Below are 19,166 nucleotides of genomic sequence, written 5' to 3'. Positions count from 1 at the left end.
ACTGAAATTATTACTGTTGTTACAGTGCAAGACTCCAGTTCACTTAAGCTTAATTTTTTCGCTTAAGGCCCTGTGAGTGCTCACACAGATTGCTTGATAAATTGTTAAAGAGCGTTGCTTCTTGTCGAAGCGAGGTGCGCATTCTACGCTTTCCTCTGTGGCTGTCAACCGCTTTTTAAAAGATTTTAAAAAGAAGTTTTTGAGCCGCTAATAAAGCCTCAGGCCTTACCAACCCTGACTTAGCCTTACCTCGCTTTAGTGCGCTGCGTGCCGTGTCAGTGGAGGTGCATTATAGGGATGCGCGTTTCAGGTGCAAGCGTTTTTTGAAGAAAATCACAGAAACACGTTTAAGTGTTCAGATAGTAATCAGGAGGGGCTTTTGTTGGCGATTTTATCCGCGTTTAAAGGCGTTTTATCGCGATGATCCTTGGTGCCCAATAAACATTATCGATCCGCGAGAAGATCACACCTTTAGATGTTGATGCATGGAGAAAGTGATTTTGATCATACACCACTCCGACATGCCGCACTTTATAACTGGTTTTAAAGAAAATAAGGTCGCCGGTTTTAACCTGACTTAGCAGAACGGCTGTTCCTTGGTTTAACTGCAGTTCTGTAGTGCGCGGCAAGGTTTTACTGTAAACATCTAAATAAAGGTGTTGAACAAATGCCGAGCAATCTACACCTGCTTTATTAGTTCCACCCAAGCGATAAGGTGTACCTTGCCATTGCTGGTGAACCTGCAACATTTGTTGTTGGACGCTATTTGCGTCTTTAGCAAGCTCAAGGTCTACGGAGTTGTTTTCTGGCTGGCTACTACAAGCGGCCAGTAAACAACAAACTAAAGCCATTAAGCAGCAGCTTTGAAATTTCGCCCCAACCTTAACTATCAAACCTTACCCCTTTTTACTTTGGGCGCTGTATAGAAAAGCTATTGCCGTTTGCCCAATACTCTCCCCCGCCTAAACGCCCTAAAGGGTTAAGCAGGTTAGTATCTACGGTGATTCGCCCTTCAGCCTGTGTGGCAAACTGCTCATCTATATATAGGTGGAGCACTTTAAGCAAAATCATTGCCTGTGGTGTATTACCCACTGCATGCATTTCATAAAGCTCGCAGGCCATAGCAACGGGGGCATGAGTAAGCCTTGGTAGCGAAAAGCTATCGAACTGGCTTAAAGCAAGTTGTTGGAGATCTATTTCTGACTCTCCATGCGGCAGAGTTTTGGCTGATTCGGTCACTTGTTCGGCCTGCTCGGCACTGGCGATGTGCACTACGCAGTGGCGCCGCTTTTCAATGTTGACCTTGGTATCCTTGTCACTGCCATCAGGCTTTTTACCAATAGAGAGCATCATTAGCGGTGGATTAGAACTAACAGCAGTGAAATAAGAAAAAGGGGCTAAGTTATAAGAAGCCTGTTCACCGTTGTCGCTAAGTACCCATGCAATAGGGCGAGGCACTACGGTTTGGGTCATGCAATGATAAACCTTATTCGTACTCATGCTTGAAAAATCAATGTACATCTACGCTCTCACTATTTGCAATTACGGCCTGACAAATAAAAAGAAACCCGCCAATGCGGGCTTCTCGGCAAAGTATAGAAAGAAAATATCAGCTTTCGCCAAGAACTTCAGCTAATGCCGCTAAGCACAAACTCACATTCTCTTTGCGAGCAGCGTAGCCCATTAAGCCTATTCGCCATGCTTTGCCGGCAAACTGACCTAAACCAGCACCAATCTCCAAGTTATAGTTATTTAGTAGCTTAGCGCGAACTGCAGCTTCATCTATCCCATCAGGGATTGCCACTAAATTGAGTTGGGGTAATCGACAATCAGCTTCCACCATTAAATCTAAACCTAGTTTAGCTAAGCCATCTGCTAAGAGTTGGTGCAAATCAGCATGACGCCGCCATGATTGCTCCAAACCTTCTTTATATAGTGCAAGCAGTGATTCATGCAGTGCATACAAAGCGGTAACCGGCGCAGTATGATGATAAGAACGCTTTTGCTCTCCCGACCAATAACCCATTACTAGGCTTTGATCTAAAAACCAACTTTGAACCTTGGTTTTACGCTTAGTTAATTTATTCACCACTGCCTGACTAAAGCTGACTGGCGATAAACCTGGCACACAAGAAAGGCACTTTTGGCTACCAGAATAGATTGCGTCAATGCCCCACTCATCTACTTTAACTGGGATCCCAGCTAGAGAAGTCACTGCATCAACAATAGTGAGGCAGTTGTGTTGTTTTGCTAAAGCACAAAGTGCCTGGGCGTCAGATGCAACGCCGGTAGAGGTTTCTGCGTGCACGAAGGCAAGGATTTTTGCATCTGCATGTTGCTCAAGGGCTTGACTGACTTTATCGATAGATACCGCAGTGCCCCAGCTATCTTCCACGACAACAGCTTCCCCTCCGCATCGCTCTACGTTTTCCAACATGCGCTGACCAAATACGCCATTAATGCAAACTATTACCTTATCGCCAGGTTCTACTAAGTTAACAAAACAGGTTTCCATACCAGCTGAACCTGGGGCAGACACTGCGAAGGTATGCGGGTTTTGAGTTTGAAAGGCGTACTGCAGCAAACTCTTTATCTCGTCCATCATATTAACGAACAAAGGATCTAGGTGACCAATAATGGGGCGACTTTGTGCCTGTAATACTTGAGGGGAAATATCTGAGGGTCCAGGCCCCATTAAAGTTCTACGAGGAGGGTTAAAGGAACTGATGTTCATTGTTATGTCCTTATGTTTAATCTAATTATTTATTGTAGTTATGAGTGTTACGTAATTACTCTAACATTGACGCTACAAAAACTGAACATAAAACACACAACCAGCTGAATGCCAAAGCGAGTTTTATTCAAGGTATATTAAGTGAAAAGATCAAAGCAACCGAAAAGAAAAAAGACAAATATAACTAATAAAAACACCTTGCAAACCTTAATAAAAAATTCCTAAAAGACACTCATCATAAAACCCCAAAATGAATAAGATCTTTAGCGCAACCACAAAGACATCAAAACACAACAAAATTCACAATGAATTAACAGTTAAAACCGTGATAACCAAGAGTTTGAAGGCTGAGTAAATTGATCCAAGACAACAAATCACTCGAAATCAATAACAAGCCATCAAGCCTTTAAGGTAAAGGATTAAGCCCAAATCCTGGTAGATAAAACCGCTGTAGAATAATTACTCAAACATAAAATAAAACAAGCTAAGAAAGGCCTTAGCTATAAGATCCCTTTAAACAAGGGTGCACAGATTAATAAATCAGCAAAACGGGTTAAAACCCTGGCATCGCCGATACTAACAAAACATAAATAATGAATATATATTCATCATAAATTAACGCCCAAATTCACTTAAAAATAAACCAACATAAGATTAGTTTTTCTAATGAACAATTTGCAGTTTTACTTGTTTGAGATGGCGCCTTTTCGGATCTATGATGAGCCCATCAACTGAGATGAGGTCTTAAATTATGAGCACTAACGTAAATACCATTGGTAACAACAAAAACACTTCTTTCTTCCAACATATTGTTGAGGTTTACCACCTTTGTAATGCATGGATTTTGCGCCAGAAAACGCGCCGCCAATTAGCTCAGCTTCCAGCTTACTTATTACGTGATATTGGCTTAAGCGAAGCAGATCGCTACCAAGAATCACGCAAACACTTCTGGGAAAACTAAAGCACAACAACGCTTTTCGCCAAGGACCTCAGGCTCATTAGAAACGGCATGCTGCTTTGCACATGCCGTTTTTGTTTTTTCTTGTTACCATTCGCTTTTCAATTACCACGCAATTAAAACCACTATGCAAACTCAAGCCGCTAACCTTATTGTTGTATTAGGCCCCACCGCCTCTGGAAAAACCCAACTAGGTGTTGAACTAGCGCGTCGCTATGGGGGTGAAGTGCTATCGGCAGATTCGCGCCAAGTGTATAAAGGTTTAGATATTGGCTCGGGCAAAGACTTAGCGGAATACCAAGAGATCCCCTACCATCTTATTGATATAGTTGAGCCCGATACTGAGTACAGCGTGTTCCACTTTCAACGAGACTTTTTTGCCGCTTACCAGCAGATAAAACAAGCCAATAAATTGCCAATCATGGTGGGCGGAACTGGCTTGTATATAGACGCTGTAACACAAAACTATCAACTACACGAAGCGCCGGTAAATAAGGCCTTGCGGGATCAACTGGCTGAGTTGAGCCTAAGTGAACTACAACAACGCTTATTGGCACTAAAGCCGGAACAGCACAATAGTACAGATTTAACGGTTCGCCCACGCCTAGTGAGGGCGATAGAGATAGCAGAGTCGGACAAAGTAATTGAACCGCAGAACACGCCTAAGCATCCAAAGATAAATCCACTTTATATCGGAATTCGTTGGGAGCGCTCGGTACTAAGAGAGCGCATCACTCTGCGCTTAAAGCAGCGTTTAGAAGAAGGCCTAATTGAAGAAGTACAAAAACTTCATAGAGATGGCGTGAGTTACAGCAAGCTAGAGTTTTATGGTTTGGAGTACCGCTTAGTTGCTCAACATTTGCAAGAGCAACTTAGCTACAACGGCATGTTTCAAAAGCTTAATTCTCAGATCCATCAGTTTGCCAAACGCCAGGATACTTGGTTTAGGAAGATGGAGCGCCGTGGTGATGTTATTCATTGGCTAGATCCCCAGCAAAACCTAATAGAGCAAGCCGCAAGCTTAGTAGAATCACAACTAGAAAGCTTAAGTGCCAAGCTTACATAAACCGACTACTTACTTGGTGGTTGCTGAGTCGACCACCGATAATAAAAAAACATGATCCAATGTGCCAAACTTAAGCCTGCAAATGCCGCAAAAGCCAGCCACAAAGCCACAGCATAAACTGCAACCTCACCACCATAGCTAAAGCAGCATGCCAACAAAATCAAACTGCCTAAGTTGGCTTGCCACATACACTGCTGGCAACGGCCTAGCTTCTCAACAAACCATGCCTTTTGGCAAAACTGACAACTCACGGCTAACACCTATTGGAAATAATCCAGACAAATTATCCACGAGTCATCAGTTTGATCAATAACTCACTGAATTTTGTGTAGGGTGGGCGCATCAGTTTTATTGCCGGAAAGCGCCCTTGCTTAAACACTGGCAGCATTTTAGAGAACTGCACAAAGCCGTCATAGCCGTGATAGTGCCCCATTCCGCTCGCTCCAACACCACCAAAAGGTAGTTCATGCTGAGCCACATGCAACAGCACATCATTGATACACAAGCCACCAGCCTGAGTTTGCTGAATAACTTGCTGCTGAGTAGCGACCTTATTAGAAAACACATACAAAGCAAGCGGGTGAGCGTGTTGCTGAACGTAAGCGATAGCTTCTTCTAATTGTTGATATTCAATCACAGGTAATATTGGGCCAAAGATCTCTTGCTGCATTACATCGGCGTCTTCAGCCACATTTAGCAATAAACTCGGTGCTAACTTTTGGCTGCTCTCGCCGGGGAGCAAAGTAATACTCTCGGCGCCCTGCTCTATCGCCTGCTGATTTAGCTTATTTAGCCTATCTAAAAAGCCTTCAGAAATGATACTGGTGAATGCCTGATCGCTCAGCGATTGATAATGCTTTTTACCATAAGCCACACAAGCATTCACAAAAGCTTGCCGTTGTGAGTGGTGCAGTAACACATAATCTGGCGCGACACAGGTTTGCCCGGCATTAAACAGCTTACCCATCATGATGCGTTCGGCTGCCAACTCAACCGGGTAGTCTTCTGCAATAATCACTGGAGATTTACCGCCAAGCTCTAAAGTGACCGGGGTAAGATTAGCAGCGGCTGCTTGCATCACTTTTCGGCCTGTATTGGTTGAGCCAGTAAACACCAGATGATCAAAAGCAAGGCTAGAGAATTGGGCGCCGCGGCTACCATCTTCATCAGCGTAAACCTTTACCAAATCCTCTGGAAGGTACTGAGGCATCAACTCAATCAGCAATGCTGCGAGCGCAGGGCTAAGTTCAGACATTTTTATCATCACTTTATTACCTGCAGCTAAGGCATCAGTAAGCGGCCCTATAGCTAAATAAAGAGGATAGTTCCAAGGAACAATAACGCCGAGCACACCCAAGGGTTTTGCTAGCACTTGATTGCTTGCACCAAAGTGCCAAATGCTGATGCCGCGTCGTTGGGGCTTTAACCACTTCTTAAGATGCTTTAATGCATGGCGCACTCCCTCTACAGAGGGAAATAGTTCGATCAACTGGGTTTCATGTGAGCTACGGTGACCAAAGTCTTGGCTAATTGCCTCAATAATGGCGCTTTGGTTTTCCAACAATAACTTTAGTACCTGTTGTAGGTTATGTTTGCGTTGTTGCAAGCTCGGGTAACTTTGCAGAGCAAAGGCTTGCTTTAAGCTGGTTAAGTCTTGAGAAAATTGCTGTTGATTCACATCTGTCACCATAAACACTTTATCATCACAATTAAAATATGTTACCCATGGTAACTTGTAAAATGTAAATCAAGATACTTGAACAAATTTATGACAGGTCGCATAGTTTAGTCGCATCAAACATCGGGAGAACAATTATCAGTCCAAGCCAATTTACCGCTCCTTGGTGGGCCAGAAACAGTCATATTCAAACCTTATTACCTACTTTTTTACGGCGTAATAAGCGCTTAAAACTGGCTTGGCAAAAACTGGATTTAGCCGATGGCGACTTTGTTGACTTGGCCTGGATAGAAAGTGATGAAGCGCGTTCACCAGAGCAGCCCATTGTGGTGGTATTTCATGGCTTAGAAGGCAGTGTTGAATCCCCCTACGCAAAAGGAATTCTGCAAGCCTGCCACCAGCAAGGTTGGCGCGCAGTGGTCATGCACTTTCGTGGTTGCAGCGGTAAACCCAATAGACTTTGGCGTGGCTACCACAGCGGTGAAATAGAAGATGCCAAAGCCTGTATTAACTATTTGCAGCAACAATATCCAAAGGCACCTCTGCTCGCCCTAGGTTACTCACTGGGTGGTAACATGTTAGTGAACTATTTAGCTAAAACGCCCAACTCACCTATTGTCGCTGCGGCGGTTGTCTCTCCGCCACTCAATTTGGCGGCTTGCTCCGAGCGATTACAGCGGGGCTTTTCTAAAATTTATCAGCACCATTTGTTATCACGAATGAAGCGCAACCTATGCAAAAAAATTAACAAGACTCAACAAGCGCCGCTTAATACTCAACAAGTGCAAAGCTGGCGTAACTTCGTGCAGTTTGACGAGCACTACACCGCACAAGCACATGGCTTTAAAGGCGCGGCAGACTACTACCATCGCTGCAGTGGCTTACCTCTGTTAAAAGATATTCGCCACCCAACCTTGCTGATTCATGCGGCCGATGACCCCTTCATGGACCAGCGAGTTATCCCTAAGGCAGAGCAATTAAGCCAGGCTGTCGAATACCGTTTAAGCAATACCGGTGGACATGTAGGATTTGTTGGTGGTAGCCTGCTGCGCCCACAATTTTGGCTAGAATCAAGTATTCCCGCTTGGTTTAAGCAACAACTTGAGCAAGTAGTAAAATGATCATTCCTTGGCAGCAATTAGAATCGGCCACCTTAGATGCTTTACTAGAAAGCTATGTGCTTCGTGAAGGCACCGACTACGGTGATCAAGAGTTAAGTCTTAGTGACAAACTAGAACAAATTAAACAACAAGTTATTAACGGCTCGGTTTTAATCGTATACTCTGAACTTCATGAAACAGTAAACTTAATTGCCAAAGAGCAATTTGATGCCTCTGCCATGGAAGGGCAGCAGGATGATGGGTAAACCCAGTTTATAATCATCATTAAACAATAAGGCCACTATGTCAGCTAAGCATCCCGTTATTGCGGTTACCGGTTCTTCGGGCGCTGGAACATCTACCACCAGCGAAGTATTCGCTCATCTGTTTAGGCAGCACAAGCTAAATGCCGCCTTTATCGAAGGGGACAGTTTTCACCGTTACACCCGCCCAGAAATGGATGTGGCGATCCGCAAAGCTCGTGAACATGGCAAACACATTAGCTACTTTGGCCCAGAAGCTAACGACTTTAATTTGTTGTACGACTTCTTCAAACAATATGGCGAAACAGGCACTGGCCAATACCGCCGTTATTTACATACCTTTGATGAAGCCGTGCCTTATAATCAAATGCCCGGCACCTTTACCCCTTGGCAAGACTTACCTGAAGAAACAGACGTGCTGTTTTATGAAGGCCTGCACGGCGGAGTGGCTTACGACGACAAGAATGTCGCGTCTAAAGTTGATTTACTCATTGGCATGGTGCCCATCGTCAACTTAGAGTGGATTCAAAAATTAGTACGCGATACTACTGAACGCGGTCACTCTCGAGAAGCAGTGCAAGAATCTATTGTGCGCTCGATGGACGACTACATTAATTACATCACCCCTCAGTTCTCTCGCACTCATATTAACTTTCAGCGGGTTCCAACGGTAGATACTTCTAACCCCTTTAGTGCTAAAAGTATTCCTACTCTCGACGAAAGCATGTTGGTGATTCGTTTTCGCGGACTAAAAAATGTCGACTTCCCGTTCTTGCTGCAAATGATCGACGGAGCCTATATGTCTCGGCAAAACACCATTGTGGTACCTGGCGGTAAAATGGGTTTTGCCATGGAGCTAATCCTGTCACCAATGATTCAACAGCTATTAGAGACAGGAAAAATTCGCTAAGTTACGCAGATTCAATACGATAGCTGTGGCTTACATCACAGCTTTTACTCAACATTAGCGACACAGAACAGTACTTCTCCATGCTTAATTGCACCGCGCGAGCTACATGCTTCTCACTTAAATCTACCCCAGCAACCACAAATTCGAGGTGAATTTTAGTAAATACTCGCGGCGTACCTTCTGCCCGCTCAGAGTCAAGATTAACAGTACAATCAGTCACTTGCTGCCGGGCTTTACTCAATATAGAAATAATATCTACCGAACTACAGCCACCAGCCGCCATTAGAACGTACTCCATAGGGCTTGCTGCAGCCTTTGCTCCATCACCATCCATCTCAATTTGGTGACCTGAGCTACTTTTTCCAATAAATTGTAGTTCTTTAGACCACGAAACGGTCGCTTTCATGTTAGATTCTCCTAGGGAATATTTCGTCGACCAGCTTAATCTAGGTCAAGGTTCAAGACCAGCGTTTGACTCATACTAAAGGCGTATAAATGCCTTGCAGCAAAGCCCGAAGCCTTTTATGCTAGAGGCGGAATGGACGACTATTAAAATAAATACAGTTTGCGTGTTATAAAGCTAGCAAACAATTATAAAGACAGAGGATTTCTTTAATATGGTAATTGGCAAACCTCAAGCTGATCCGGTGATGGAGTGGTTTCTTTCTCACTGTCACATTCATAAGTACCCATCAAAAAGTACTTTGATTCATGCTGGCGAAAAAGCTGAAACACTTTACTACATTGTAAAAGGTTCAGTGGCAGTATTGATTAAAGACGAAGAAGGCAAGGAAATGATCTTGTCTTACTTGAATCAAGGTGATTTCATGGGTGAATTGGGTCTTTTCGAAGACACTGAAAATCCAATTCGTACTGCTTGGATCCGCGCAAAAAGCCCTTGTGAGGTAGCGGAAATTTCTTACAAGAAATTCCGCCAGCTAATCCAGGTTAACCCTGAAATCTTAATGCGCCTTTCAGGCCAAATGGCGAACCGTTTGCAAATCACCAGCCAAAAAGTAGGTGACTTAGCATTCTTAGACGTTACTGGTCGAATCGCTCAAACGCTACTAAACCTAGCTAAGCAGCCAGATGCGATGACACATCCAGATGGCATGCAAATTAAGATCACTCGCCAAGAGATCGGCCAAATTGTTGGTTGTTCACGCGAAACAGTGGGTCGTATTCTTAAGATGCTAGAAGAGCAAGAGTTAATTACCGCACACGGTAAAACTATAGTGGTTTACGGTACTCGCTAAACCCTATTGCTCTAGTAAAAAAGCCGCTTTAAGCGGCTTTTTTTATTTAAGAAAGATTATCGGTGCTACTAAATATCTTATCTGCCGATGCCTCTACAAAGCCAGAATACAACTCTCCATCAGATTTGGCATAACGCAAAGCAAACTCATAAAAACAACTGGGAATGCTGTGTTTGCTATCGCTAAACACCACTTCTGTTTGGTCGGCCATTGTCGCCGATTGCTCCAGCAATACTTCGGGAGAACCTTTAATCTCGCCTCCCACGCTATTTAAGGTAAAACCGGCAGCAATGAGCTTTTGATTAACCGCTTGTAAGCTGTCATAGCCCGCCAGTTGATTTACCGACACGGTGAAGTGGTTAGCCCGATAACCATAGGCTGCTAACCATGCTGCATATTCACTTTCTGCCAATAGTGCTTGGTAGTCGCTATAGCTAAGCTGCCAAGGTCGCCCAGAAAAGAAGACTTCTGGACGTTGGTAGAGCTCATCACTAACTTGCCCCGTCAAGCGCTGCACAATGTCTTGTGCTTGCGGCGAAAGGCTTGCTACTTGTAGCTCGCTAATGAACACCTTAGGTACCGTTGGATCACTATGCTCATAATGCGCTGCATCAAGATGTTTTTTGGCAAAGTGGTAACTGCCGCCTTTTTCATAACCCATCGCTAAGAGGTGTTTAGCAAAAGCCTCTACCCCGCTATTGGGAAAATTGAAGCTACGCACCGCAATATGGTCATTAACGATTGGCGCGCCACCACCCAATAAACTATGAATGGATTGCGCACTGGGCGTTACTGCCAAGTATTGCTGCCATAAACGATCAAAAAATAAGTCTAGGGTCATTACTCATTCCTTAAAAGTGTAAGCCAGGGCTTAATGTTGCTGGCATTACGCTAGCTTCGCCTTCCATAGAAGCAACCGGGTAAGCACAATAGTCGGCAGCGTACTTGGCGCTAGCACGGTGATTACCTGAAGCGCCAACCCCACCAAAAGGTGCAGCGCTCGACGCGCCAGTAATTGAGCGGTTCCAATTAACAATGCCTGCGCGAATACGATGACGGAAGTTTTCCCACTTTGCTGGCTCGTTGCTTAGCAAACCCGCTGATAAGCCGTATCGGGTGTTATTGGCTTGAGCAATGGCACTGTCCCAATCGTCATAACGAACAACTTGAAGCAAAGGACCAAAGTATTCTTCATCGGGCAGCTCCCCCACTTCGCTCACTTCAATGATACCTGGGCTAACAAAGCCTTTGTTCACATCGGCTTGCTCAAGTTCTACTAAAGACTCACCACCCAGCGCTTTTAACTTGTCTTGAGCGGCTACCATACCCGCAGCGGCTTTGGCACTGATCATAGCGCCGATAAATGGCTGCTGCTCGGCATCGTAGTCGCCTACTTCTATAGCCTTAGTTACCGTAACTAAACGACTAAGAATTTGCTCTGCTTGATCGGATTTAGGCAGGTATAAACGACGAGCGCAAGTACAGCGTTGGCCTGCAGAGATAAATGCAGATTGCACAATATCGTGAACAGCCGCATCTACATCATCCACTTCAGCCACAACTAAGGGATTATTGCCGCCCATTTCCAAGGCTAAGATTTTATCTGGCTGGCTAGCGAACTGCTGATGCAATACATGACCGGTATTGGAGCTACCGGTAAAGAACAAACCGTCTATTCCCGGATGTGAGGCTAAGGCTTTACCCGTTTCTACTTCACCTTGAACAAGGTTAAGCACACCCTCTGGTAAACCTGCTTGTTGCCATAACTGCACTACTTTTTCGGAAGTATATGGGGTGAGTTCGGAGGGTTTTAATACCACGGTATTACCCGCGATTAATGCCGGTATAATATGACCATTAGGTAAATGGCCTGGAAAGTTATAGGGGCCGAATACTGCTACCACACCATGGGGTTTATGACGTAATACCGCCGTAGCAATGGGCAGCTCTGAGCTTGACTCGCCAGTGCGCTCAAAATAGGCTTTTTCTGAAATAGCTGCTTTGCCCATCATGGCGGCAATTTCGGTGCGCGTTTCCCACAAAGGTTTACCGGTTTCTTGGGCGATAACCAAGGCTAAGGCTTCTTTATTTTCTTCCAGCAAGGCTGCAAATTTTTTGATGATGGCAAGGCGTGCTTCAACCCCGCTCATATACCAAGCAAATTGGCTATCGCGCGCAGCTGCTACAGCTTTATCAACTTGGCTCGCAGCTGCAGAGTTACCTTGCCACACTGACACATTTTTAGCCGGATCAATCGAATCAAAAGCCTCGCCTTCACCAGCCAACCATTGACCATTAATAAACTGATTTAAATGTTCCATCTACAACCTCAAATCCTTTAGCACTGCCCGTGGGCATGTATTTATTGTTCGAAGCGCAAAGCGCCAATACGGATACTGTCACCAGCACTTACTTCTAATGCTTTGGCAGCTTGTTCAGATATCACTGCTTGTTGGTTACTACTATCTAATTCGATATGTGATACACAGGCGCGAAATTTTTGTAAGCGCGCATTGGTAAGCAACATTTCTGGACTGCCGTCTTTAGGCGTACCGATGCTGATTGTGACTTTAAAGGAGTGCTTAACACTCTCAATCAGCTTAAGTGGGCATTCTACTGTGGGGCCTGCATCAAAGATGTCGACATAACCATGCTTGCAAAAACCTTCAGCCTCTAGCAAACGCAGAGCCGGCCGGGTTTTTTCATGTACTTCACCAATCACTGCTTGGGCTTCTTTGCTCAGCAAATTAACGTAGATTGGGTACTTCGGCATGAGTTCGGCAATAAACTCTTTCTTACCTACGCCCGTTAAGTAGTCAGCAGTAGGAAAATCAACACTAAAGAAGTTGTCTTGCAGCCATTGCCAGAATGGAGAACGACCTTGCTCATCGGATACACCCCGCATCTCAGCAATCACCGAATCATTAAAGCGCTGCGGATGCTCGGCCATCAACAAAAAGCGGCACTTCGACAACAAACGACCGTTTTGGCCCTGTCGGTGAGACTCTTGCAAAAACAAGGTACATAACTCGGTAACTCCGGTGTAGTCATTGGTTAAGGTGAGGGTTTCAACCACGTTGTATACATTTAGGCTACGCGAAGCATGTACAACTTTACCCAGATGATAAGTATAAAATGGGCTGGCCATGCCTACTGCGGCATCAATAGCACTGGTACCCACTACTTCACCGGTTTCGGTATCTTCGGCAACCATTAGGTAATGCAGATCACCTGGGTGGTCAATGTCACTGGCAAACGAGCGAATTGAATGCGCCAGTTTTTCACGCAATAAAGGTTCGTCTACTGGTAAAGAAGTAAAGCCTATCCCCGAACCCACTGCCATTTGTAACAAGGCAGGGTAATCCGTTTCCTTAATAGGACGGATAACTAACATGGCTATTTCTCCCTTTATTAAATAGCACGGAGCCGTAGCTAAGTATTAGCCACTATGTGTGTTTATTAAAAATATTGCTTGGGCTGAAACCTTTAAGGGTATCAGCCCACTTTGTTTAGCCGTTAACCACGTTGGCAACAGCTTGTTCAAAACGCTGCATGCCTAATTCAACGTCTGCTTGAGGAACGATCAGAGATGGAGTGAAACGCACAACATTAGCGCCAGCAACTAGAACCATTAGGCCCTCGGCCGCAGCTGCTACTAGGAAGTCTCTGGCTCGGCCTTGGTATTGATCATTTAATACCGCGCCTAATAGCAAACCTTTACCACGAACTTCTGCAAATACTTGGTATTTTTCGTTGATGCGATTAAGTGCTTCTCTAAACCATTGCTCGCGCTGCTTAACGCCACTTAGCACTTCTTCAGTGTTAACAATATCAAAAGCGGTTTCGGCTACTGCACAGCCCAGTGGGTTACCGCCATAAGTGCTACCATGGGTGCCAACTTTCATTGATGCTGCAATAGCAGTGGTAGTTAACATTGCGCCAATTGGGAAACCGCCGCCCAGGGCTTTAGCCGAGGTTAAAATATCTGGCGTAACTCCTAAACCCATGTAGGCGTAGAGTTCACCAGTGCGGCCAACACCGGTTTGCACTTCATCAAAAATTAGCAGTGCTTGGTGTTTATCACAAAGCTCACGAACTTTTTGGGCAAACTCTAAGTCAGGACTAATAATGCCGCCCTCACCTTGCAGTGGCTCCATCATTACCGCACAGGTTTGATCATCAATAATGGCTTCTAAGGCGGCAAGATCGTTGTAAGGAATATGTTCTACATCGCCTGGTTTTGGTCCAAAACCGTCTGAATAAGTCGCTTGACCACCTACAGTTACCGTAAAGAAAGTACGACCATGGAAGCCTTGTTCAAAAGCGATGATTTTGGTTTTATCGGCAGAGCCATGCTCAATGGCATAACGACGCGCTAGCTTTAATGCTGCTTCGTTTGCTTCTGCGCCAGAGTTACAAAAGAACACTTTCTCAGAGAAGGTACTGTCTACCAATTTTTTAGCTAAACGTAATGCGGGTTCGTTGGTTAGCACATTACTTAAGTGCCACAGTGAGTTGCCTTGCTCGGTTAAGCTTTTAACCAAAGCAGGATGGCAGTGGCCCAAACAATTAACCGCGATACCACCAGCAAAGTCGATATACTCACGACCGTCTTGATCCCATAAACGCGAACCTTCTCCCTTAACTGGAATAATGGCCGCAGGCGCATAGTTTGGAACCATAACTTCATCGAATAGTGCGCGAGTAACAGCGTGTGACATGTAGTGTTCTCCTTTTAGCTTTCTGGCTATTCCGTTATACAGAGCCTGAAAGGTTAATAGTTTGTAAACAGTTTGGCGATTATGGCAAATCTCAAGAGCCTTGTCTGAGCATTGCACCATTAAGCCATACAAAATATGGCCATTTTTACGCATATTCAGTGCATAGTTCTAAATCAATTATTGCCAAGCTGAGGGTAAACAGCCTAAGACTTAGCCACTACAGCATAAATATGCACAATCTATTCATTCTATAAAATAACCAAATAAGCACCTATAGAAACTAAAACGTTCTACTTTGTAGAATCAACAAAGTTAGCCAATAGCTGTAAACCTTGTTGTGTAAGTATACTTTCGGGGTGAAACTGCACCGCATGGATCGGCAAGCTGCGGTGTTTTAGCCCCATTATTTCGGCCGATTCGCCTTTACTATTTTGGCTCCAAGCGGTTACCTCTAGGCATTCTGGTAAGCTATTTTTCTCTACCACCAATGAATGGTAACGCGTCACCATTTGCGGATTTGCCAAGTCTTTAAAAACTGACCGCTGCTGATGATAAATAGGCCTTACCTTGCCATGCATAGGTTGAGCGGCACGCACTACCTTTGCACCAAAATGTTGGGCAATGCACTGATGCCCTAAACACACACCAAGAATAGGCAAGCGCTGAGCAAAGTGAGCAATAACGGCTAAGGATATACCTGCCTCGTTAGGCGAACAGGGACCGGGTGATATCACTAAATGGCTGGGGGCTAATTGTTCAATTTGCTCTAAGGTGATTTGATCATTACGGCGCACTTCAACCTGAATATCTAACTGTGAAAAGTATTGATATAGGTTGTAGGTAAATGAGTCGTAATTGTCGATGATAAGTAACATGTAGCTTGAGCAAACCGTGTATAAGTCAAAACCAAGAAAGTCGCTATAGTAGCCGATTTTAAACAGCGACACAGCGACTATTCAATTCAGTTTAGTTTAATTCAACTTGCGGCTTGCTCGCTCGAAGCTTTAGGCTCAACAAATACTATCTCGGTGTAGTTATTCTCATAAAACTGGTTGGCTAGTGCTCGCAATTGTTTGCGTTGCTGCACCATGTCGCTAAGGGCAAGTTGAGGCTGTTGACACTCTAATTCAAGAGTAATCCATATCCTGCGTCCGGTTTTCATTACCATGGTATCGGCAAGGCTAAATCCATTAATTAGACTTTGGCTATTGAGCGCAGTGACAAATGGCTTGGTGTGCTCTTCATCGGGGGCGCTTAGCAATAGTTCTTTAAAACCGTTTTTAACTAGCAAATACGGGTCTTTCAGAAAAATCAGTGAGAAAACTATTACCAGAATTTGATCCACATAGCGGGCTATCCAACCAATGCTACTATCTTGAATCAGCAATACAATAATCAACGCAACGCCAATGGCCCCAGAAATAACGGAGTTTATTAACCAGCCTTGTTGCTCTGCTTGAAGCAAGTTTGAGGCTTGTTTTTGATTGCTACGCAAGCACACATACCACGCCAATAAACACCCAGCTACAGCCGGTACAACATAGACTAACATCATGCCTATTTGTGGCTCGCGTCCGCCCGCCAGCATGGTTTGTAAATTGGCAGACAAAGCAAAGGCCACCAATACTAAAATAGAAATGCCTTTTACCATCACCATTAAGGGCTCGAAGGCAAAATAGCCCATGGGAAAGCGCTCGTTATAGTTTTGGCTGGTTAGATAAGCGATGCGAATACCAGTGAACGCCATAATTGAGGACAATAGATTGAACACACCATCTAGCATAATTGCGCCAGACTCTGTGTAAACGCCCATGGCAATGCCCCAAATAGCCAGCAGCAAGGCAATAATTGCCGATACAACTAAGGTTTTACGTTCAAGATCCATCTATTCCTCACAGAGCCAATTATCAACACATTGATATATAACTAGATACTAGCAAGCACTTGGCTAGGCTACTAGACATAAAAAAGCCCAGCAATTGGCTGGGCTTATTAGGTACTTAACCTACTATTAGTTTGGACTAATAAAGCCTACCGCATCATAAACGGCACGAAGGGTTTTACTGGCCTTCTCACTGGCACGAGCAGCACCTTTAGCCATAACCGCTTGCAAAGCAGACTCATCTTCACGCAAGGCCTTATAACGCGCCTGAATAGGCTCCATCATCGCAACTACGGCATCTGCAGTATCAACCTTCAGATGGCCGTACATTTTACCTTCATAACTAGCGACTAAGTCATCAATTGACTTACCGGTTGCCACCGATTGCAAAGTAAGTAAGTTAGATACACCTGGCTTTTCGTTACGATCAAAGTAGATACGCGCCTGCTCATCAGAGTCAGTCACCGAAGCTTTAATCTTCTTAGCGATTTGCTTTGGCGTATCATTCAGTAAGATGAAAGCTTTAGGGTTAGCATCAGACTTAGACATCTTCTTAGTTGGCTCTTGAAGAGACATCACCCGCGCGCCAAACTCAGGAATATACGGCTCTGGAACCTGAAATATATCGCCATAAATGGCATTAAAGCGATTAGCCACATCTCGGGTCAACTCAAGATGTTGTTTTTGGTCATCTCCAACCGGTACCGCATTTGCCTGATACAACAAGATATCGGCAGCCATCAACGCTGGGTAGGTAAACAATCCAGCATTAATGTTATTGGCATGGGTAGCAGATTTATCTTTAAACTGAGTCATGCGATTCAGCTCGCCCATTTGAGTATAACAGTTGAGAACCCAAGCTAACTGAGCATGCTCTGGTACTTGCGACTGAATAAAAATGGTGCTTTTATCTGGATCTAAACCGCAGGCTAAGTAAGTTGCTAAACCATCTAATACGAGCTTTTTAAACTCTTCAGGCTGCTGTCGAACCGTAATGGCGTGAAGATCAACCAGCATAAAATAACAATCGTAGTCATTTTGCATATCGATCCACTGGTTAATCGCCCCAATATAGTTACCAATGGTTAATGAACCAGAAGGCTGAATGCCACTTAATACAATCGGTTTACTCATGTTCTTCCTATAAAAACTATTACTATGGGCTTAAGCTGTAACCGAGCCTTTAATTAGCTCAACCAGTGTTACTAGGCTGTCTGCCACAAAATCGGGGCCACTAAGTGCGATATCTTCACCGTAGTTGTAACCATAGGTCAAGCCTAGCGAGCGACATCCCGCCGCTTTTGCAGCTTGAATATCATTTTTTGAGTCACCCACCATCAATAGATCTGCCATTTCAACTTGGCAATGCTCAATTAAGTGCTGCAGTGGCAGCGGATCGGGCTTTTTACGTGGCAGCGAATCACCTGACAATACGACGTCGAAGTATTGCGCCAAATTTAAAGCTTCCAATAGCGGCTGGGTAAACACGCCAGGTTTATTGGTTACAATCGCCATTGGCATATTAAGTTTAGAAAGCTCTTCTAAACTCTCTGCTACTCCATCATACAGCTTACTGGCGACACACAGTTTTTCTGAATAATGCTGAACAAACAAATCTTTCGCTTGTAAGTACAGGCTCTCTTCAATATCGCTGGCGATAGTATCCGAACCAGACAAAGCGCGTTTAATTAACACTTCAGCACCATTACCTACCCAGTGGCGAACGGTTTGTTCTGGAAATGGCTCACGTCCTAAATCCATCAGCATGTCATTAATAGCCAAGGCTAAATCTGGTGCACTGTCTACCAAGGTACCGTCTAAATCAAAAGCAATTAGCTTCACCGCTTGTAATTGGCTCATTTGTTTAACCTTAATTAGCAACTTTTGCCAGTTCGGCGCGCATTTTATCGATTACCGCTTTGTAGTCGGGTTGATTGAAGATGGCAGAACCCGCCACAAACATATCTGCACCCGCTTGGGCTACTTCTGCAATATTATCTGGGGTTACCCCACCGTCGATCTCTAAGCGGATGTCATAGCCACTCTCATCAATCTTTTTACGCACTGCGCGTAATTTGTCTAAGGTATTTGGAATGAATTTTTGACCACCAAAACCTGGGTTAACCGACATCAGCAAAATCATGTCGAGTTTATCCATTACGTAGTCAAGGCAATGTAGAGGAGTAGCCGGGTTTAACACCAAGCCGGCTTTACAGCCTTGCTCTTTGATCAACTGCAAACTGCGATCAATGTGTTCTGAGGCTTCAGCATGGAAAGTAATCATGCTTGCACCCGCTTTAGCGAACTCAGGAATAATGGCATCCACAGGCTTAACCATTAAATGAACGTCAATTGGCGCAGTAATTCCGTAATCACGTAGTGCCTTACACACCATTGGACCAACGGTTAGATTAGGCACGTAGTGATTGTCCATAACATCGAAGTGAACCACATCTGCACCAGCAGCAAGTACGTTATCGACTTCTTCACCCAAACGGGCAAAATCTGCGGCTAAAATTGAAGGGGCAATTAAAAAAGGTTTGCTCATTGGGGTAACCATTGGATTTGAAAGTGCGCAATTTTAGCGCAGCTTGTGTT

21 protein-coding genes are annotated in these 19,166 nt (G+C 44.5%); 6 read left to right on the top strand and 15 right to left on the bottom strand.

The annotated features are described in order from the left end of the window. Positions 1–401 precede the first annotated feature (401 nt). The 3 genes from G6R11_RS21530 to G6R11_RS21520 all read right to left on the bottom strand — a co-directional run bounded on the left by G6R11_RS21530 (position 402) and on the right by G6R11_RS21520 (position 2,734). Complete coding sequence (locus tag G6R11_RS21530) at positions 402–851, bottom strand: C40 family peptidase (protein ID WP_163135313.1); 450 nt, start codon at positions 849–851, stop codon at positions 402–404. A 55-nt stretch (positions 852–906) separates the two neighbouring features. After that, entirely contained in the window at positions 907–1,473 is a 567-nt protein-coding gene (locus G6R11_RS21525; RefSeq protein ID WP_370525680.1) for a flavin reductase family protein, read from the bottom strand. 136 nt (positions 1,474–1,609) lie between these two features. Further along, positions 1,610–2,734: an alanine--glyoxylate aminotransferase family protein gene (locus G6R11_RS21520; protein ID WP_163135308.1), complete on the bottom strand. Its 1,125-nt coding sequence runs from the start codon at positions 2,732–2,734 to the stop codon at positions 1,610–1,612. Positions 2,735–3,485: 751 nt separating this feature from the next. On the opposite strand from G6R11_RS21520, the gene G6R11_RS21515 reads away from it, so the two are divergent. After that, entirely contained in the window at positions 3,486–3,695 is a 210-nt protein-coding gene (locus tag G6R11_RS21515; protein ID WP_163135306.1) for a DUF1127 domain-containing protein, read from the top strand. A 124-nt stretch (positions 3,696–3,819) separates the two neighbouring features. Continuing rightward, positions 3,820–4,758, top strand: a complete 939-nt coding sequence (miaA, locus tag G6R11_RS21510) for a tRNA (adenosine(37)-N6)-dimethylallyltransferase MiaA (protein WP_163135304.1) — start codon at positions 3,820–3,822, stop codon at positions 4,756–4,758. A gap of 5 nt (positions 4,759–4,763) precedes the next feature. Here miaA and G6R11_RS21505 read toward each other — a convergent pair whose 3' ends face one another. Together G6R11_RS21505 and G6R11_RS21500 are read right to left on the bottom strand one after the other, a co-directional pair. Next, positions 4,764–5,009 (bottom strand): DUF3624 family protein, encoded by a 246-nt coding sequence (locus G6R11_RS21505; protein WP_163135302.1) that lies wholly within the window; start codon positions 5,007–5,009, stop codon positions 4,764–4,766. 32 nt (positions 5,010–5,041) lie between these two features. Beyond that, entirely contained in the window at positions 5,042–6,448 is a 1,407-nt protein-coding gene (locus G6R11_RS21500; protein WP_163135321.1) for a coniferyl aldehyde dehydrogenase, read from the bottom strand. A 62-nt stretch (positions 6,449–6,510) separates the two neighbouring features. On the opposite strand from G6R11_RS21500, the gene G6R11_RS21495 reads away from it, so the two are divergent. The 3 genes from G6R11_RS21495 to G6R11_RS21485 are packed head-to-tail and all read left to right on the top strand — an operon-like array spanning position 6,511 to position 8,709. Further along, the gene (locus G6R11_RS21495; protein ID WP_370525681.1) at positions 6,511–7,557 is read left to right on the top strand and encodes a hydrolase; all 1,047 of its coding nucleotides are present in this window, start codon (positions 6,511–6,513) and stop codon (positions 7,555–7,557) included. Next, positions 7,554–7,802: a YheU family protein gene (locus G6R11_RS21490; RefSeq protein WP_163135300.1), complete on the top strand. Its 249-nt coding sequence runs from the start codon at positions 7,554–7,556 to the stop codon at positions 7,800–7,802. Before G6R11_RS21495 ends, G6R11_RS21490 begins: the two co-directional genes overlap by 4 nt. 37 nt (positions 7,803–7,839) lie before the next feature. Beyond that, positions 7,840–8,709 (top strand): phosphoribulokinase, encoded by an 870-nt coding sequence (locus tag G6R11_RS21485; protein ID WP_163135298.1) that lies wholly within the window; start codon positions 7,840–7,842, stop codon positions 8,707–8,709. Position 8,710: 1 nt separating this feature from the next. Here G6R11_RS21485 and G6R11_RS21480 read toward each other — a convergent pair whose 3' ends face one another. Next, complete coding sequence (locus G6R11_RS21480) at positions 8,711–9,115, bottom strand: OsmC family protein (RefSeq protein ID WP_163135296.1); 405 nt, start codon at positions 9,113–9,115, stop codon at positions 8,711–8,713. A gap of 211 nt (positions 9,116–9,326) precedes the next feature. Between G6R11_RS21480 and crp the strand changes: the two genes are divergently transcribed. After that, complete coding sequence (gene crp / locus G6R11_RS21475) at positions 9,327–9,965, top strand: cAMP-activated global transcriptional regulator CRP (RefSeq protein ID WP_016403770.1); 639 nt, start codon at positions 9,327–9,329, stop codon at positions 9,963–9,965. 46 nt (positions 9,966–10,011) lie between these two features. Here crp and G6R11_RS21470 read toward each other — a convergent pair whose 3' ends face one another. The 9 genes from G6R11_RS21470 to rpe form a co-directional block, all read right to left on the bottom strand. Beyond that, the gene (locus G6R11_RS21470) at positions 10,012–10,806 is read right to left on the bottom strand and encodes a DUF1338 domain-containing protein (protein ID WP_163135294.1); all 795 of its coding nucleotides are present in this window, start codon (positions 10,804–10,806) and stop codon (positions 10,012–10,014) included. A gap of 10 nt (positions 10,807–10,816) precedes the next feature. After that, positions 10,817–12,286: a succinylglutamate-semialdehyde dehydrogenase gene (gene astD, locus G6R11_RS21465; RefSeq protein ID WP_163135292.1), complete on the bottom strand. Its 1,470-nt coding sequence runs from the start codon at positions 12,284–12,286 to the stop codon at positions 10,817–10,819. A 41-nt stretch (positions 12,287–12,327) separates the two neighbouring features. After that, positions 12,328–13,359 (bottom strand): arginine N-succinyltransferase, encoded by a 1,032-nt coding sequence (gene astA, locus G6R11_RS21460; RefSeq protein WP_163135289.1) that lies wholly within the window; start codon positions 13,357–13,359, stop codon positions 12,328–12,330. Between the two features lie 115 nt (positions 13,360–13,474). Next, a complete protein-coding gene (locus G6R11_RS21455; RefSeq protein WP_163135287.1) occupies positions 13,475–14,686 on the bottom strand; it encodes an aspartate aminotransferase family protein in 1,212 nt (403 codons plus the stop codon). A 290-nt stretch (positions 14,687–14,976) separates the two neighbouring features. After that, positions 14,977–15,561, bottom strand: a complete 585-nt coding sequence (locus G6R11_RS21450) for an aminodeoxychorismate/anthranilate synthase component II (protein ID WP_163135316.1) — start codon at positions 15,559–15,561, stop codon at positions 14,977–14,979. 101 nt (positions 15,562–15,662) lie between these two features. Next, on the bottom strand, positions 15,663–16,571 hold the full coding sequence (locus G6R11_RS21445) for a cation transporter (RefSeq protein ID WP_163135285.1): 909 nt from the start codon (positions 16,569–16,571) through the stop codon (positions 15,663–15,665). A 126-nt stretch (positions 16,572–16,697) separates the two neighbouring features. After that, positions 16,698–17,702, bottom strand: a complete 1,005-nt coding sequence (gene trpS, locus G6R11_RS21440; RefSeq protein WP_163135283.1) for a tryptophan--tRNA ligase — start codon at positions 17,700–17,702, stop codon at positions 16,698–16,700. Between the two features lie 30 nt (positions 17,703–17,732). Then, positions 17,733–18,428 (bottom strand): phosphoglycolate phosphatase, encoded by a 696-nt coding sequence (locus G6R11_RS21435; RefSeq protein WP_163135281.1) that lies wholly within the window; start codon positions 18,426–18,428, stop codon positions 17,733–17,735. 10 nt (positions 18,429–18,438) lie between these two features. Next, on the bottom strand, positions 18,439–19,116 hold the full coding sequence (gene rpe, locus G6R11_RS21430) for a ribulose-phosphate 3-epimerase (protein WP_163135279.1): 678 nt from the start codon (positions 19,114–19,116) through the stop codon (positions 18,439–18,441). Positions 19,117–19,166 lie beyond the last annotated feature (50 nt).

It is taken from the genome of Agarivorans sp. Alg241-V36 (genome assembly GCF_900537085.1).
In the GTDB taxonomy this organism is placed as follows: Bacteria; Pseudomonadota; Gammaproteobacteria; order Enterobacterales; family Celerinatantimonadaceae; genus Agarivorans.
This window is presented reverse-complemented; position numbering and strand designations above follow the sequence as displayed.